This window comes from Pantoea graminicola (genome assembly GCF_048452665.1).
Taxonomy (GTDB): domain Bacteria; phylum Pseudomonadota; class Gammaproteobacteria; order Enterobacterales; family Enterobacteriaceae; genus Pantoea.
Genome location: NZ_JBLWSJ010000003.1, coordinates 178,316 through 194,520 on the forward strand (window position 1 = coordinate 178,316; position 16,205 = coordinate 194,520).

The 16,205-nt window shown below is 54.2% G+C and carries 14 protein-coding genes, 2 tRNA genes and 1 other RNA gene; 9 read left to right on the forward strand and 8 right to left on the reverse strand.

Features of this window, described 5'->3' with window-relative positions:
• The first annotated feature begins 18 nt into the window (after positions 1–18).
• From ACNY69_RS08520 to ACNY69_RS08530, 3 genes are all read left to right on the forward strand, one after another.
• Positions 19–570: an NAD(P)H nitroreductase gene (locus ACNY69_RS08520; protein WP_111142075.1), complete on the forward strand. Its 552-nt coding sequence runs from the start codon at positions 19–21 to the stop codon at positions 568–570.
• Between the two features lie 193 nt (positions 571–763).
• Positions 764–2,680, forward strand: coding sequence for a DNA topoisomerase III (locus ACNY69_RS08525; RefSeq protein WP_418797937.1), 1,917 nt, complete (start codon positions 764–766; stop codon positions 2,678–2,680).
• On the forward strand, positions 2,677–2,985 hold the full coding sequence (locus tag ACNY69_RS08530; protein ID WP_418797939.1) for a YnjH family protein: 309 nt from the start codon (positions 2,677–2,679) through the stop codon (positions 2,983–2,985). The genes ACNY69_RS08525 and ACNY69_RS08530 overlap by 4 nt, the downstream gene beginning before the upstream one ends.
• 33 nt (positions 2,986–3,018) lie before the next feature.
• Here the strand turns inward: ACNY69_RS08530 and xthA are convergent, their stop codons facing one another.
• The 6 genes from xthA to ACNY69_RS08560 form a co-directional block, all read right to left on the reverse strand.
• Positions 3,019–3,825, reverse strand: coding sequence for an exodeoxyribonuclease III (gene xthA / locus ACNY69_RS08535; protein WP_111142072.1), 807 nt, complete (start codon positions 3,823–3,825; stop codon positions 3,019–3,021).
• A 199-nt stretch (positions 3,826–4,024) separates the two neighbouring features.
• Positions 4,025–4,152: non-coding RNA, RtT sRNA (locus ACNY69_RS08540), on the reverse strand.
• Positions 4,153–4,194: 42 nt separating this feature from the next.
• Positions 4,195–4,279 (reverse strand) — tRNA-Tyr (locus ACNY69_RS08545).
• A gap of 36 nt (positions 4,280–4,315) precedes the next feature.
• Positions 4,316–4,400 (reverse strand) — tRNA-Tyr (locus ACNY69_RS08550).
• A gap of 144 nt (positions 4,401–4,544) precedes the next feature.
• The gene (gene purU / locus ACNY69_RS08555; protein ID WP_111140030.1) at positions 4,545–5,393 is read right to left on the reverse strand and encodes a formyltetrahydrofolate deformylase; all 849 of its coding nucleotides are present in this window, start codon (positions 5,391–5,393) and stop codon (positions 4,545–4,547) included.
• A gap of 55 nt (positions 5,394–5,448) precedes the next feature.
• On the reverse strand, positions 5,449–5,904 hold the full coding sequence (locus tag ACNY69_RS08560) for a YchJ family protein (RefSeq protein ID WP_111140031.1): 456 nt from the start codon (positions 5,902–5,904) through the stop codon (positions 5,449–5,451).
• A 96-nt stretch (positions 5,905–6,000) separates the two neighbouring features.
• On the opposite strand from ACNY69_RS08560, the gene rssA reads away from it, so the two are divergent.
• The 5 genes from rssA (at position 6,001) to ACNY69_RS08585 (ending at position 11,508) form a co-directional block, all read left to right on the forward strand.
• Positions 6,001–6,906 (forward strand): patatin-like phospholipase RssA, encoded by a 906-nt coding sequence (gene rssA, locus ACNY69_RS08565; protein ID WP_111140032.1) that lies wholly within the window; start codon positions 6,001–6,003, stop codon positions 6,904–6,906.
• Between the two features lie 99 nt (positions 6,907–7,005).
• On the forward strand, positions 7,006–8,022 hold the full coding sequence (gene rssB, locus ACNY69_RS08570) for a two-component system response regulator RssB (RefSeq protein WP_111140033.1): 1,017 nt from the start codon (positions 7,006–7,008) through the stop codon (positions 8,020–8,022).
• A gap of 192 nt (positions 8,023–8,214) precedes the next feature.
• Positions 8,215–9,123, forward strand: a complete 909-nt coding sequence (gene galU, locus ACNY69_RS08575; RefSeq protein ID WP_111140034.1) for a UTP--glucose-1-phosphate uridylyltransferase GalU — start codon at positions 8,215–8,217, stop codon at positions 9,121–9,123.
• 22 nt (positions 9,124–9,145) lie between these two features.
• Positions 9,146–10,486: a UDP-glucose dehydrogenase family protein gene (locus ACNY69_RS08580; RefSeq protein WP_111140035.1), complete on the forward strand. Its 1,341-nt coding sequence runs from the start codon at positions 9,146–9,148 to the stop codon at positions 10,484–10,486.
• Positions 10,487–10,500: 14 nt separating this feature from the next.
• Positions 10,501–11,508 (forward strand): NAD-dependent epimerase, encoded by a 1,008-nt coding sequence (locus ACNY69_RS08585; protein WP_293771064.1) that lies wholly within the window; start codon positions 10,501–10,503, stop codon positions 11,506–11,508.
• An 82-nt stretch (positions 11,509–11,590) separates the two neighbouring features.
• On the opposite strand, the gene hns is transcribed toward ACNY69_RS08585, so the two are convergent.
• Positions 11,591–12,001 carry a histone-like nucleoid-structuring protein H-NS gene (gene hns, locus ACNY69_RS08590; RefSeq protein ID WP_111140037.1) on the reverse strand — a complete coding sequence of 137 codons (411 nt, stop codon included), beginning with the start codon at positions 11,999–12,001 and terminating at the stop codon, positions 11,591–11,593.
• Between the two features lie 409 nt (positions 12,002–12,410).
• On the opposite strand from hns, the gene tdk reads away from it, so the two are divergent.
• Entirely contained in the window at positions 12,411–13,043 is a 633-nt protein-coding gene (gene tdk / locus ACNY69_RS08595; RefSeq protein WP_111140038.1) for a thymidine kinase, read from the forward strand.
• A gap of 57 nt (positions 13,044–13,100) precedes the next feature.
• On the opposite strand, the gene adhE is transcribed toward tdk, so the two are convergent.
• Positions 13,101–15,788 (reverse strand): bifunctional acetaldehyde-CoA/alcohol dehydrogenase, encoded by a 2,688-nt coding sequence (adhE, locus tag ACNY69_RS08600; protein ID WP_293771061.1) that lies wholly within the window; start codon positions 15,786–15,788, stop codon positions 13,101–13,103.
• Positions 15,789–16,205: the final 417 nt, after the last annotated feature.

The window sequence follows — 16,205 nt, forward strand, 5'->3', positions numbered from 1 at the left end:
AGAGATCGGGAGAGAAACATGGACGCACTGGAGTTACTGGTCAACCGACGTTCGGCTTCACGCCTGACGGAACCGGCCCCGGCGGGCGACGCACTGGAGAATATCCTGCGGGCAGGCATGCGCGCCCCGGACCACGGCACGCTGCAACCCTGGCGTTTTATTATTGTCGAGGGCGAAGGACGCGATCGGATGAGCCAGCTGCTGGAGCAGGCCGCACGCGATCAACAGCTGGATGAGAAGGGGATTAACAAGGCGAGTCAGTCGCCGTTCCGCGCGCCCATGATAATCACGGTCGTGGCCCATTGCGAAGCGCACCACAAAGTGCCGCGCTGGGAACAGATTGCCTCTGCCAGTTGTGCCGTTATGGCCATGCAGATGGCGGCGGTCGCTCAGGGCTTTAACGGTATCTGGCGCAGCGGTATCTGGACCGAGGATGAGCGGGTACGACAGGGGTTCGGCTGCCGCGAACAGGATGCCATTGTCGGCTTCCTCTATCTCGGGACCCCGCAACTGAAATCCAGCACCACGGTTCTTCCGCCCGACACCGCGCCGTTCGTTCGTTACTTCTGACCTGCCCGCAGCAAACGGCAGGGACGATGTCTGCCCCTGCCGTTTGCACGGTTCCTGTGCGAACGATCGCTAAGGCCGTGCGTCATGCTTACACCCGCGTCCCTGCCAGGCTAACATAGCGCCAGGATTCAAACCGACAGTGGATAACCGGTTATCGCTGAGTAACCCCTGATGTTAAGGATTACCTGATTCAATGCGTTTGTTTATTGCGGAAAAACCGAGCCTTGGGCGTGCTATTGCAGATGTGCTGCCAAAACCGCATCGACGCGGTGAGGGCTTTATTGCCTGCGGTAACGATCAGATTGTCACCTGGTGTGTGGGGCATCTTCTGGAGCAGGCGCAACCTGACAGTTATGACAGCCGTTATGCGCGCTGGTCGCTGGCCGATCTGCCGATCATCCCGGAGAAATGGCGGCTACAGCCGCGCCCTTCAGTGGTAAAACAGCTGAAAGTGGTCGAAGGATTACTGGCGCAGGCCACGGAAGTGGTACATGCCGGTGACCCGGATCGGGAAGGGCAGTTGCTGGTGGATGAGGTGCTCGACTACCTGAATCTGTCGGCTGAAAAGCGCAGCAAGGTGCAGCGCTGTCTGATCAACGATCTCAACCCGCAGGCGGTGGACCGGGCCGTTAACCGGCTGCGTGAAAACCGCGAGTTCATACCGCTCTGCGTCTCTGCGCTGGCGCGAGCCCGAGCAGACTGGCTCTACGGCATCAATATGACCCGCGCCTGGACATTGCTGGGCCGTAATGCGGGCTATGACGGGGTGCTGTCGGTGGGACGTGTTCAGACGCCAGTGCTGGGACTGGTGGTGCGGCGCGATGAAGAGATCGAGAACTTCGTGCCAAAAGATTACTTTGAAGTGAAAGCGCATATCCTGACGCCGGAGGGTGTCCGGTTTGTCGCCAGCTGGATCCCCAGCGAAGCCTGTGAACCCTGGCAGGATGAAGAGGGTCGTCTGCTGAAACGGGCGCTGGCCGACCATGTGGTGGCGCGCATTACCGGCCAGCCTGCGATCGTCTCTGCCTACAGCGATAAGCGGGAAAATGAGGTGGCGCCGCTGCCATTCTCGCTGTCCAGCCTGCAGATTGAGGCGGCAAAACGCTACGGACTGAGCGCGCAGACGGTGCTGGATACCTGTCAGCGCCTGTATGAAACCCACAAACTGATCACCTATCCGCGTTCGGACAGCCGCTATCTGCCGGAAGAGCATTTTGCCGGCCGTCATGCGGTGTTAAAAGCGATACAGTCGCACCAGTCTGCCCTGACACCGCCAGCCGATTTCGATGCCGATCGCCGGAACCGCTGCTGGGATGATAAAAAGGTGGATGCCCACCACGCCATTATTCCGACCGCCCGATCCGGCGCGGTAAAACTCACCGAAAACGAACAGCAGATTTATGCGCTGGTGGCGCGGCAGTATCTGATGCAGTTCTGCCCGGATGCGGTGTTCCGCAAATGTGTCATCGATCTTGATATCGCGGGCGGAAAATTCGTGGCGAAAGCGCGTTTTCTGGCGGAGGCGGGCTGGCGCGCGCTGCTGGGCAACAAAGAGCGGGATGAGGAGAACGATGGGATGCCGCTGCCGGTGGTGGCCAAAGGGGATGAGCTCTTGTGCGAGCGGGGTGAAGTAGTGGCGAAGCAGACTCAGCCGCCGCGGCCGTTTACCGACGCCACCATTCTCTCTGCGATGACCGGCATCGCGCGTTTCGTTCAGGATAAAGAATTAAAGAAAGTGCTGCGTGCGACCGATGGTTTAGGAACGGAAGCCACACGCGCGGGGATCATCGAACTCCTGTTTCGTCGTAGCTTCCTGGTGAAAAAGGGGCGTTATATCCACTCAACTGAGGCCGGACGCGCCCTGATTCACTCCCTGCCCGATCTGGCAGCGCGTCCCGATATGACGGCGCAGTGGGAATCGACACTGACGCGCATCAGTGAAAAGGCGTGCCGCTATGATGATTTTATGCAGCCGCTGGTTCAGACCCTGACCGGCCTGATTCAGCAGGCGCGACAGCAGCCTGCGGCGCATGCATTTCGGGGATTACCGTCCACCGGACAGAAACGTCCGGTGCGCAAAACCAGGCGTAAAGTAAAGGAGACGGAATGAGGCGTTATTCAGGTTTAGTGGTCGTGGCCCTGTCGCTGGCGAGCGGGCTGGCGCAGGCTAACGGCCGTTATCAGTCGATGCCACCAGGTAATAATGGGACGAACACGGATGTGGTGGTGGATCTGCCGCCGGAAGCCTGGACGCAGGCAGAGCGTCGTCAGCCGGACTGTCTGCGCTGCTGCATCTTCGAAAACCGTAACTATACAGAAGGCGCGGTGGTGAAATCGGAAGGCGTGTTGCTGCAGTGTGCCCGTGATGAGCAATCGCTGGGTACCAACAATCTGATCTGGAAGATTGTGAAATAATCATCGCGTGGCGTTCGGCCACGCGACCGTTACTTAAAAGCGGAAAGTTGACCAGACAGGCGCGTGGTCAGACGGCTTCTCCATGCGCCGGATCTCATAGTCGATGCCGCTCTCCACGCAGTGCGCGGCCAGGTTTTTGCTGGCCAGCAGCAGGTCGATGCGCAGTCCGCGGTTGTCATCGAAGCCTTTAGACCGGTAGTCGAACCAGGAGAAGCGATCGGCGACCGCCGGATTCTGCTCACGCCACGTATCCACCAGACCCCAGCCCAGCAAACGGTCCATCCACTCACGCTCTTCCGGCAGGAAAGAGCACTTGCCGGTGCGCAGCCAGCGCTTGCGGCTCTCCTCACCGATACCGATATCCAGGTCGGTGCTGCTGATATTCATATCCCCCATAATCAGCACCGGCTTATCGGCAGGCAGATCCTCGGTCAGCAGACGCTGCAGATCGCGGTAGAACTTCTCTTTGGCAGGGAACTTGGTGGGGTGGTCGCGACTTTCACCCTGCGGGAAGTAGCCGTTGATGACCGTGATATCGCCTATCGGGCTGGGAAGTTCAGCGGTGATCAGGCGGCGCTGGGCCTCCTCGTCATCACCCGGGAAGCCACGGCTGACAGAGACTGGCTGCGCTTTGGTCAGCAACGCGACGCCGTAGTGGCCCTTCTGCCCGTGATAGAAGACGTGATAGCCGAGCTTTGATACCTCTTCCAGCGGGAACATGTCGTCATGGACTTTGGTTTCCTGCAGACCGATAACATCGGGCTGATGCTGTTCGACGAGCGCCTGAAGCTGATGCGGACGGGCACGCAAGCCGTTGATGTTAAATGAAACAAATTTCATGAGTTCGACCATTGTTCAGCAAGTGATGGGCGAAGATGGTAGCGATTTTTGCTGAAAAAGTCATGGCGGAACAGGCGGAGAATTACAGCAGAAAGGAAAGGGCAGGGATAACGGAAGCCGGATCGAAGATTCTCATCCCTCTCCCCCGCAGAACAGGAGAATAAGATGTCGGTATGCGAAAAGGGTGCACTATATGAGATGGTGGTGGGAGAAGGATAATTCGGCGCGTTGCGCCTCACCCTGCGGGCCGCGCTGAAGCGCGTTGTCTCGCAAAGCTCGACCCGAACCTTAATAGAAGGTTCTCATCCCTCTCCCCCGCAGAACAGGAGAATAAGATGTCGGTATGCGAAAAGGGTGCACTATATGAGATGGTGGTGGGAGAAGGATTCGAACCTTCGAAGTCTGTGACGGCAGATTTACAGTCTGCTCCCTTTGGCCGCTCGGGAATCCCACCTGGGATATGGCTGGCTTACGCGAATGCAGATTCAGATGGTGGTGGGAGAAGGATTCGAACCTTCGAAGTCTGTGACGGCAGATTTACAGTCTGCTCCCTTTGGCCGCTCGGGAATCCCACCATGGCCTGAATCGTTATTGCGTAAAGCGGGGCGCATCATACCAAATGCGATAAGGGTGTAAAGCGCCCACTGACAAAACAGTAACTGTTTGCCCACTTTTTACGCGTAGCGCTGAATCTGCCGTCAATTCAGTGCGCTAGCTGATTAAAGAATGATCGTCCGGTTACCGTAAACAAACACACGCTGCCCCAGTACTTTGTACAGCGCATTGCTCAGGACGTTCTTCTCGACGTCACGACCGGCTCGCATCATCTCATCCGCGGTATAGCTGTGATCGACGTTGATCACATCCTGCATGATGATCGGGCCTTCATCGAGATTGTCATTCACATAGTGCGCAGTCGCCCCGATGATCTTCACCCCACGCTCATACGCCTGGTGATAAGGACGGGCGCCGATAAAGGCGGGCAGGAACGAGTGGTGAATGTTGATGATCTGGTTCGGGTAACGCTGAACAAAGGCGGGTGTCAGGACGCGCATATATTTCGCCAGCACGACATAATCGGGCTGATAGCGGTCAATCTCTTCTGCCATGCGATTGTCATGCTCTTCGCGCGTTAACCCTTCATGGCTCACCAGTACGAACGGAATATCAAAACGCTCGACCAGTGAACGCAGGGTATCGTGGTTGCCCACCACCGCGGCAATTTCCATGTCCAGACCACCAAACGCGCTCTTCATCAGCAGGTCGCCCAGGCAGTGCGCCTCTTTGGTGACCAGAATGACGACGCGACGACGGCCGGCACTGTGCAGTTCACGTACCGAGCCCTGCGGCAGGGCGCTGTCGAGATCGGCAAGCAGTGTGTTGTCGTTAAAAATCCCTTCCAGCTCGGTGCGCATGAAAAAACGCCCGGTGCGATGATCAACAAACTCATTGTTCTGCACGATATTCAGCTCGTGCTTGTAACAGATATTGGTGATTTTGGCGATCAGACCTTTTGCATCGGGACAAATGGTTCGTAAAACTTTTCTTTGCATGGTTTGCGCTTGCATCTCAATCAGAGTCCTGTCAAAGCATTAGGGGTGAAACCGTTGGGAAGCCGTCAGCTTAGCCACAACATTTTTTGTATTTTTTGCCACTGCCGCAGGGGCAGGGGTCGTTACGGCCTGTTGAGGGCGCGGTACCGTCAACATAGTACCAGCGTTGATCCTCGCGAAGAAAGCGTGAACACTCATGAATGGCATGAATGTTCGTTTTCTCGCGATAACGCGCAAAAAAGGTCACAGAGGCTTCGTTCTCGTGGCGTCCATGATTACAACAGGTTACATTCAGGCTAAGCCATTCGGTGCCCGGAAAACTTTCAGATAAAAGCCCGGACAGGCCCGGATGGCGTTTGTCAGGGTGCCAGGTTGCAACCAGATAGTCCGCATTATGCTCAACATAGGCGCAATAGCGGGATCGCATAAGTTGTTCAGCGGTAACAGGAATCTGTTTACCCTGCAGAAAGGGCTCGCAACATACGCTATACTGCTCCCCGCTACAGCATGGGCAGATTTTTGACACATTATCTCCAGAGAATGATGAGTCGATTTCAGAAGCGCGCTATGTTAGCGGACCCCACGTTGTGACGCTACGTATTGACGGCAGGACCAGGTACAAATGAGAAAGGTAAAAATTGGATTGGCTCTGGGGTCAGGAGCCGCCAAAGGATGGGCACATATTGGCGTGATTAATGCGCTGGAGCGTGCAGGTATTGAGATCGACGTCGTCGCCGGCTGCTCTGTGGGCGCGCTGGTGGGATCTGCCTATGTCAATCATCGCCTGCCGCTGATGGAAAAATGGGTCAGTGCATTCCGCTACTGGGATGTGATTCGCCTGATGGATGTCTCCTGGCAGCGTGGCGGCCTGTTACGCGGGGAACGGGTGTTTAATCATGTCCGTCAGCTTATCCCGAATGATGCTATCGAAGCGTGCCACAAACCCTTTGGCGTGGTGGCAACCAACCTCAGCACCGGCCGTGAACTCTGGCTGACAGAGGGGGGGCTGCATCAGGCCGTTCGGGCTTCCTGCAGTATGCCAGGTTTATTACCGCCCGTGGGCTACAATGGGTATTGGCTGGTGGATGGTGCCGTCGTCAATCCGGTGCCGATTTCACTGACCCGGGCCCTGGGGGCAGACATTGTGATCGCCGTGGACTTACAGCATGACGCGCATCTCATGCAGCAGGATCTCTTTTCCGTCACGCCTCAGAATAGTGAAGAAGAAGCGGCCGCAGCGGCCTTAAGCTGGGGCGGAAAGCTCCGACAGCGGCTGGTGAATTTCACCCAGCGTCGGGCTTCGCAGTCACCCGGCGCGATGGAGATCATGTCGACCTCTATCCAGGTGCTGGAGAATCGTCTGAAAAGAAATCGGATGGCAGGCGATCCACCCGACGTATTGATCCAGCCGGTCTGCCCGCAGATTTCAACGCTGGACTTTCATCGGGCTGAAGAAGCGATTGAGGCAGGCAGGGCCGCCGTAGAGAAGAAAATGGATGAACTATTACCACTGGTCCGTGGCAGATAATCAGGTTGTTCATTCAAAGCGGTGACTTTGGGCAATTCTGAAAGGCGCAACTGCGTTTTATGAACCACTATTGAAATATCTGGTACGCAGGGGGAAAGAATGGAAAAACCACTACTCGGCAAAAAGATACTCATTGTCGAAGATGAGGCTGTTTTCCGTTCGTTGCTGGACCAATTTTTGTTATCGATGGGTGCTGTGACGTTACAAGCGGAAGATGGTCTGGAAGCAATTGCACAACTACAACAGCATACTGTCGACCTGATTATCTGCGATCTGGAGATGCCCCGCATGAGTGGGATCCAGTTCGTTGAGCATATTCGTACCCGCGGCAACGTGGTACCGATTCTGATCGTCTCGGCCACCGAGAACATGTCTGATATCGCCCATGTGCTGCGTCTTGGGGTGCAGGATGTGCTGCTTAAACCATTAAAGAATTTTGAACGCTTCCGTGAAGCGGTCTACGAGTGCCTCTATCCCTCAATGTTCACCTCCAAAGTGGAAGAGGATGAGCAGCTATTCCAGGACTGGGATGCGCTGGTTCGCGACCCACAGGCCGCCGCTAAACTGCTTAAGCAGCTGCAGCCGCCGGTGCAGCAGACCATTGCCAACTGCCGGGTGAACTACCGTCAGTTAACGATGGCGGAGCAGCCCGGCCTGGTGCTCGACATCGCGGCGCTCTCCGACAGGGATCTGGCCTTTTACTGCCTCGACGTGACGCGCGCCGGGGACAATGGCGTACTGGCGGCCCTGCTGCTGCGTGCGCTGTTCAACGGCCTGCTGCAGGAGCAGCTCAGCGGACAAAAACAGCGGTTGCCGGAGCTGAATGGTCTGCTCAGACAGGTCAATCTGCTGCTGCGTCAGGCGAACCTGAGCGGCCAGTTCCCCTTGCTGGTGGGCTATTACCATCGCGGTCTCAAAAACCTGATCCTGGTGTCGGCCGGATTAAACGCCACCCTTCATGTTCAGGCTCATCAGATTCAGCTCAGTAATGGTGTACCGCTTGGCACTATGGGCAGTACCCATCTTAACCAGATCAGTCAGCGCGCCGAGAACTGGCAATGTCACGTCTGGGGCGCCGGAGGACGTATCCGGCTGATGCTTTCCACGGAAGAATAGAGGTTGATTACAGTAAGATTCTGGCGCTGATCGCAGGGCCAGAGTTTAGCTTTACAGTTGGGTAATAGTCTTAATTTCGACGGTTTCATGCCTTCCAGGATAAATCCGTTCGATACTAACTGATATACTCATTTTCGATTTTAACCGACATATCAAGTATTAACTTGAACGGCCTATGAGAGAGGTATCTTAATGTCTGCCAATAATACCAAAGTAAAAAAAGCGGTAATCCCGGTAGCGGGTTTGGGTACGCGTATGCTGCCTGCGACCAAAGCGATTCCAAAAGAGATGTTACCGCTGGTTGATAAGCCGTTAATTCAGTATGTCGTTAACGAATGTATTGCTGCGGGCATCAATGAAATTGTGCTGGTAACGCACTCCTCAAAAAATGCCATCGAAAACCACTTTGATACCAGCTTCGAACTGGAATCAATGCTGGAAAAACGCGTTAAGCGTCAGCTGCTGGATGAAATCCAGTCCATCTGCCCGCCACACGTCACCATCATGCAGGTTCGTCAGGGCATCGCAAAAGGCCTGGGCCACGCTGTTATGTGTGCACACCCGCTGATCGGTAATGAGCCATTCGCGGTTATCCTGCCAGACGTCATCATCGACGAATATGAATCTAACCCAACCAAAGATAACCTGGCAGAGATGCTGAGCCGTTATGAAGAGTCTGGCCGCAGCCAGATCATGGTTGAGCCGGTTGCCGATGTCACCGCGTACGGTGTAGTCGATTGCCAGGGTGCAGAACTGAACCCAGGCGACAGCGCGCCAATGGTCGGTGTGGTTGAGAAGCCTAAAGCGGCAGAAGCGCCATCAAACCTGGCCGTTGTAGGTCGTTACGTGCTCTCTTCTGATATCTGGCCACTGCTGGCGAAGACGCCTCCAGGTGCAGGCGGCGAAGTTCAGCTGACTGACTCTATTGCCATGCTGATGGAAAAAGAGACTGTTGAAGCTTATCACCTGAAAGGCGTCAGCCATGACTGTGGTAACAAACTGGGCTACATGCAGGCTTTCGTTGAGTACGGTGTTCGTCATCCGGTATTGGGCAAAGATTTCTCTGAATGGCTCGATAGCGCAGTTGGCAACAAAAAGTAATTCATAAACACAGGATAACTCGATGAAAGTCACTGTATTTGGTATCGGCTATGTCGGTCTGGTTCAGGCTGCGGTGTTAGCCGAAGTCGGACATGACGTTCTCTGCATTGATGTCGACGCGAATAAAGTCGAAAATCTGAAGAAAGGCATCATTCCTATTTTCGAACCAGGTTTAACGCCGCTGGTAATGTCAAATTACGAAGCCGGTCGACTGAAGTTCAGCACTGATGCTGAACTGGGCGTAAACCATGGTGTTATGCAGTTTATTGCAGTGGGTACACCACCGGACGAAGACGGCTCTGCCGATCTGAAATATGTGACCGCCGTAGCGCGCACTATTGCGCAGCATATGAACGATCACAAAGTGGTTATCGACAAATCAACCGTTCCGGTTGGCACAGCAGATAAAGTTCGTGCAGTAATGACGGAAACGCTGAAAGCGCGTGACGCCAACATCACCTTTGATGTGGTCTCTAACCCGGAATTCCTGAAAGAGGGTGCGGCAGTCAACGACTGTATGCGTCCTGAGCGTATCGTTGTCGGCACCGACAACGACGAAGTGATTGAACTGTTACGCGAGCTTTATGAGCCGTTTAACCGCAACCACGATCGCATGATTATGATGGACATTCGCAGTGCAGAGCTGACCAAATATGCGGCCAACTGTATGCTGGCCACCAAAATCAGCTTCATGAACGAGATGTCTAACCTGGCTGAACGTTTAGGCGCAGATATTGAGAAAGTCCGCCAGGGTATCGGTTCAGATCCCCGCATCGGCTATCACTTTATCTACCCTGGCTGTGGCTACGGCGGCTCCTGCTTCCCGAAAGATGTGCAGGCGCTGATCCGTACCGCTGAGTCCATCGGCTATCAGCCACGCCTGCTGCAGGCGGTGGAAGATGTGAATGACAGCCAGAAAACCAAGCTGCCAACCTTTATCAAGCGTCACTTTGGTGACGACCTGAAAGGTAAGACGTTTGCACTCTGGGGCCTTTCATTCAAGCCGAATACCGACGATATGCGTGAAGCCTCCAGCCGCGTGCTGATGGAAACGCTGTGGGAAGCGGGCGCCTCTGTGCAGGCGTTTGACCCTGAAGCGATGGATGAAGCGCAGCGCATCTATGGTCACCGCAGCGATCTTAAGCTGATGGGCACCAAAGAAGCTGCACTGCAGGGCGCTGACGCGCTGGTCATCTGTACGGAGTGGCAGAACTTCCGTGCACCTGACTTCGACATCATTAAAAATGCGCTGAAAGAAGCCGTGATTTTTGATGGTCGTAACCTGTATGATCCAGAGCGTATCAGCAAACGCGGTTTCGTTTATTATGCAATCGGCCGCGGAGCGTCTATTCAACCTGCATAATTAACGAGGGATTTATGAACTTTCTGGTCACCGGCGCCGCAGGTTTTATTGGTTTTCATGTCAGCCAACGTCTGCTGGCTGCCGGTCACCAGGTTGTCGGTATCGACAACCTGAATGATTATTACGACGTAAATCTCAAACATGCCCGTCTCAATTTAATTAACACCGACCCAGGTTTTACTTTTATTGAGATGGACCTGGCGGACCGTGACGCAATGGCGTCACTGTTCGACCAGCACGCCTTCCAGCGCGTAATCCATCTTGGTGCTCAGGCCGGCGTCCGCTATTCCATCGAAAATCCGCATGCTTATGCCGATGCCAACCTCATTGGTCACCTCAATATTCTTGAGGGATGCCGTCATCATAAAATTGAACATCTGCTCTACGCGTCATCCAGTTCCGTTTATGGACTGAACCGTAAAATGCCGTTCTCGACTGAAGATAGCGTGGACCACCCGGTCTCTTTGTATGCGGCGACCAAAAAAGCCAACGAGCTGATGTCGCATACCTATTCGCATCTTTATCAGTTACCGACGACCGGATTGCGCTTCTTTACCGTTTACGGCCCCTGGGGTCGCCCGGATATGGCGCTGTTCAAATTTACCCGTGCCATGATTGCGGGTGAGGCGATTGATGTGTATAACCAGGGGCAGATGAAACGCGACTTTACCTATATCGACGATATTGCAGAAGCGATTGTCCGTCTGCAGGCTGTTATTCCTCAGCAGGATGATAACTGGACCGTTGAAACCGGTTCACCTGCTACCAGTTCCGCGCCTTATCGCGTCTATAATATTGGTAACAGCCAGCCTGTCACGCTGATGAACTATATTGAGGCGCTGGAAAAAGCACTCGGTATTACGGCGAAGAAAAATCTGATGCCTATGCAACCCGGCGATGTGCTGGAAACCAGTGCGGATACCGAGGCGCTGTTTAAGGCAATCGGTTTTAAACCCAGGACGGGCGTTGAAGAGGGCGTTAAAAACTTCGTGGAGTGGTATCGGGATTTTTATCGCGTCTGATGAAAAAGAAAAAGGAAGCTCTGGCTTCCTTTTTTAATGGCTATCGGGTCACGAAGGTTTCAGACCGCAAAACCGGGTGCGATTAAAGTAAAAAATCGTCCAGCTTTTTACCCTGTTCTTCCAGCGCTTTTTTAATCGCGGCTGGTGTCCGTCCCTGGCCGGTCCAGGTTCTGGATTCGCCTTTTTCATCGGTGTAGCCATATTTAGCCGGGCGCACTGAGCGTTTACCTTTTGCCGTTGTCCGTGCAGAGGGAGCCTGCGAGCCAATCAGTTCGTTCGGGTCAATACCATCGGCCAGCAGCATTTCACGATACTGATTAAGTTTACGCGTGCGTTCTTCATTTTCAGCCTGAAAATGTGACTCTTCTTCACGGCGCTCTTTTACCACCACATCCAGTTTTTCCAGCATCTCTTCCAGTGTCTCCACGGAATACTCTCTGGCCTGGGCGCGCAGCGTACGGATATTATTAAGAACTTTTAGTGCTTCGCTCATTGTCCTGGTCTCTGAATAAGGAAAAAGTTGTGTTGCCCGCTAATAGTAGTGGTGACATTAAATAAACTCAATCATAAAAAAATAAAAGCACTACTTAGCCAGGCGGTAAAAAATAATCGCGGCTGAAAAAAAAGGTGTCAGGAAGAATTTAAAAAATAGTTTCATACGGGTGGATGTGAAAAAAATTTAATGTATTTCGGACCGTAGTAAAAATGTCATCTCTGTTATTACGGTTAAAGAAATTAAATTCAGTCGCACCGGTCGCACCCGGAATCCGCCGGATAAACCGGTTGCCAGCCTCGGGCCGCTCCGCCGTTACGCTTCAGAGGGGCATCAGCGACAATGTAATGCCGGCACTTTGTGTTAATATGCGCGCCATTCCGTTCAGTCCTGATGAAGATACGTTTCTATGGCTCAACTCTATTTTTATTACTCTGCCATGAATGCAGGGAAGTCGACCGCACTGCTGCAATCCTCCTACAACTATCAGGAGCGCGGGATGCGTTCACTGGTCTACACCGCTGAAATTGATAACCGCTTTGGTGCCGGGCAGGTGAGCTCCCGCATCGGTCTTTCGTCGCCAGCTTCTCTCTATAATGCAGAGACGTCGCTCTTCAGCGAGATCGCTGCCGAGCACGCCGCCAGTCCGGTTCACTGCGTTCTGGTTGATGAGAGTCAGTTTCTGACCCGCGAGCAGGTTAAAGCGCTCTCTGATGTTGTCGATGACCTGGATATTCCCGTGCTCTGCTATGGTCTGAGAACCGATTTCCGCGGTGAACTCTTTGTTGGCAGTCAGTATCTGCTGGCATGGGCAGACAAGCTGGTTGAGCTGAAAACGATCTGTCACTGTGGCCGTAAGGCCAGCATGGTGCTGCGTCTGGACAGCGAAGGAAAACCGTTCAGCGAAGGTGAACAGGTGGTGATTGGGGGGAACGAGCGTTATATCTCCGTCTGCCGCAAGCACTACAAACAGGCGATAGAGCAGGGGTCGCTGCAGGCGATTCACGGCGCGCAGACGCCGCTGCCCGATCCTCATTGCTGAGACAGAAAAAAACCCGCCGTGGCGGGTTTTTTTTATCAGCCTGTTAAAGCGGGACTATCAGACTTTTTTCGCTTTTTTCTCGCTCTTCATCTCTTTTACCGGCTCAGCAGCCACCGCCTCAGCGACGCCTGAGAACGGCTCGACAAATTCACGACCGTAGAAGGTGTCGAGCATGATCTGTTTCAGCTCAGCAATCAGCGGATAGCGTGGGTTCGCGCCGGTACACTGATCGTCAAACGCATCGTCGGCCAGTTTATCGACTTTCGCCAGGAAGTCCGCTTCCTGCACACCGGCTTCCCGGATAGAGGCGGGGATACCAAGTTTGGTTTTGATCTCATCCAGCCATGCCAGCAGCTTCTCAATTTTCTGTGCGGTGCGGTCGCCAGGTGCGCTCAGACCTAAGTGGTCTGCCACTTCGGCGTAGCGACGACGAGCCTGAGGACGGTCATACTGGCTGAAAGCCGTCTGTTTGGTCGGATTGTCATTTGCGTTGTAGCGGATGACGTTCGAGATTAACAGCGCGTTCGCCAGGCCGTGTGGGATATGGAACTCTGAACCCAGTTTATGAGCCATGGAGTGACAGACCCCGAGGAAGGCGTTAGCAAAGGCGATACCGGCAATGGTCGCGGCGTTATGAACGCGCTCCCGCGCAACCGGGTTTTTCGCCCCTTCGGCATAGCTGGCCGGCAGATTCTCTTTCAGCAGCTTCAGTGCCTGCAGCGCCTGTCCGTCAGAGTACTCATTCGCCAGTACAGAAACGTAGGCTTCCAGCGCATGGGTCACAGCATCCAGACCGCCGAACGCGCAGAGTGAGCGCGGCATATCCATGACCAGGTTGGCATCGACAATCGCCATATCCGGCGTCAGCGCATAGTCCGCCAGAGGATATTTCTGACCGGTGGCATCATCGGTCACCACGGCAAACGGCGTGACTTCTGACCCGGTACCGGAAGTGGTTGTGATGGCGACCATGCGCGCTTTCACGCCCATTTTCGGGAACTTGTAGATACGTTTACGGATATCCATGAAACGTAACGCCAGCTCTTCGAAGTGGGTTTCAGGATGCTCGTACATCACCCACATAATTTTGGCAGCATCCATCGGGGAACCGCCACCCAGCGCGATGATAACGTCCGGTTTGAAGCTGTTCATCTGTTCCGCCCCTTTGCGCACGATGCTCAGCGTCGGGTCCGCTTCAACTTCGAAGAAGACTTCCGTTTCAAGGCCGTGCGATTTCAGTACGCGGGTCACCTGGTCAGCATAGCCGTTGTTGAACAGGAAGCGGTCGGTGACGATAAAGGCTCGTTTTGCACCATCTGTTGCCACCTCTTCCAGCGCAATCGGCAGTGAACCGCGACGGAAATAGATGGATTTAGGAAGTTTATGCCACAACATATTCTCAGCTCGCTTGGCGACAGTTTTGGTGTTGATAAGGTGTTTCGGCCCGACGTTCTCAGAAATCGAGTTACCGCCCCATGAACCACAGCCCAGCGTCAGAGAAGGTGCCAGTTTAAAGTTGTAGAGATCACCGATACCCCCCTGCGAAGCCGGTGTGTTGATCAGAATACGCGCCGTTTTCATTCTGTCGCCAAAGTAGTGCACGCGCTCGGTCTGGTTATCCTGATCGGTGTAGAGACAGGAGGTGTGGCCGATACCGCCCATGGCGACCAGCTTCTCGGCTTTGTCGACGGCATCCTGGAAATCCTTCGCCCGATACATCGCCAGCGTTGGCGAGAGTTTTTCGTGAGCGAACGGTTCTGACTCGTCCACCCGTTTTACCTCACCGATCAGGATCCTGGTGCCGGCAGGCACACGGAGGCCAGCCATTTCGGCAATTTTTACCGCAGGCTGACCGACGATGGCCGCGTTCAGTCCGCCATTTTTCAGGATGATATCCTGCACCGCCTGGAGTTCGGCACCCTGCAGCAGGTAGCCGCCGTGGCTGGCAAAGCGTTCACGCACCGCGTCGTAGACGGAATCCACCACAATCACCGACTGTTCAGAGGCGCAGATCACCCCGTTGTCGAAGGTCTTTGACATCAGAATAGAGGCGACAGCGCGCTTCAGGTCGGCGGTTTCATCAATCACGACCGGCGTATTACCGGCACCGACACCAATCGCGGGTTTACCGGAGCTGTAGGCTGCTTTCACCATGCCCGGCCCGCCGGTGGCGAGAATCAGATTGATATCAGGGTGATGCATCAGCTGGTTGGAAAGTTCCACGGAAGGGGCGTCGATCCAGCCGATAATGTCTTTTGGCGCACCGGCTGCAATCGCCGCCTGCAGAACGACATCTGCGGCTTTGTTAGTGGCATCTTTGGCGCGTGGGTGTGGCGAGAAGATAATCCCGTTGCGGGTTTTAAGGCTGATCAGGGCTTTAAAGATGGCGGTTGAGGTCGGGTTAGTGGTCGGGACGATGCCACAAATCAGGCCGATCGGCTCGGCGATGGTGATGGTGCCGAAGGTATCGTCAGTGGCTAACACACCACAGGTCTTCTCATCTTTATAGGCGTTGTAGATATACTCAGAGGCAAAATGGTTTTTAATGACTTTATCTTCGACGATACCCATACCGGATTCGGCAACGGCCATCTTGGCGAGGGGAATGCGGGCATCGGCGGCGGCGAGGGCGGCGGCACGAAAAATGGCGTCGACCTGCTGTTGAGAAAAGTTGGCATATTCACGCTGGGCTTTTTTTACACGTTCAACCAGTGCATTAAGTTCCGCGATATTGGTTACGGCCATGGTGTTCTCCTGAAGGAAGTTAAACTTTTTTAGTAAACAATCCTGCGTCCCTGAGTATAGTCACGCTGCTTTAATGCGTCTGATAGCGGAGGAACGGCTGGATTTTCAACTGTTTACTGAATAAGTCTTTTCTGGCGGCCGTGAGAGTTTACTTCGCTGCCGCTAATGCTTCCGTTGCGAAAAGATTACCTGGTTCGGGGTAGGGCGATTTTGATTCAGATCAATTTAAACGCAAGCTGACACCATTCAGCTGCGGGTTCAGCGCCCGGGTTTCTCAAACTTATCGTATCCAAAGCACCGGGGCCCGGCAGCGCCTATCGCCAGCCATTATTTAATCACTGGCGTAAAGCGCTAAATGTGCCACAGTTCAACAGCATAAATTGCTGAGCCCGCATCTGGCGTCTGTGTCCGTTTTCA

Coding starts and splice junctions, on each gene's coding strand:
- ACNY69_RS08520 (WP_111142075.1), top strand. CDS start 19: ATGGACGCACTGGAGTTACTGGTCAACCGACGTTCGGCTTCACGCCTG.
- ACNY69_RS08525 (WP_418797937.1), top strand. CDS start 764: ATGCGTTTGTTTATTGCGGAAAAACCGAGCCTTGGGCGTGCTATTGCA.
- ACNY69_RS08530 (WP_418797939.1), top strand. CDS start 2,677: ATGAGGCGTTATTCAGGTTTAGTGGTCGTGGCCCTGTCGCTGGCGAGC.
- xthA (WP_111142072.1), bottom strand. CDS start 3,825: ATGAAATTTGTTTCATTTAACATCAACGGCTTGCGTGCCCGTCCGCAT.
- purU (WP_111140030.1), bottom strand. CDS start 5,393: ATGCAAGCGCAAACCATGCAAAGAAAAGTTTTACGAACCATTTGTCCC.
- rssA (WP_111140032.1), top strand. CDS start 6,001: ATGAGAAAGGTAAAAATTGGATTGGCTCTGGGGTCAGGAGCCGCCAAA.
- rssB (WP_111140033.1), top strand. CDS start 7,006: ATGGAAAAACCACTACTCGGCAAAAAGATACTCATTGTCGAAGATGAG.
- galU (WP_111140034.1), top strand. CDS start 8,215: ATGTCTGCCAATAATACCAAAGTAAAAAAAGCGGTAATCCCGGTAGCG.
- ACNY69_RS08580 (WP_111140035.1), top strand. CDS start 9,146: ATGAAAGTCACTGTATTTGGTATCGGCTATGTCGGTCTGGTTCAGGCT.
- ACNY69_RS08585 (WP_293771064.1), top strand. CDS start 10,501: ATGAACTTTCTGGTCACCGGCGCCGCAGGTTTTATTGGTTTTCATGTC.
- hns (WP_111140037.1), bottom strand. CDS start 12,001: ATGAGCGAAGCACTAAAAGTTCTTAATAATATCCGTACGCTGCGCGCC.
- tdk (WP_111140038.1), top strand. CDS start 12,411: ATGGCTCAACTCTATTTTTATTACTCTGCCATGAATGCAGGGAAGTCG.
- adhE (WP_293771061.1), bottom strand. CDS start 15,788: ATGGCCGTAACCAATATCGCGGAACTTAATGCACTGGTTGAACGTGTA.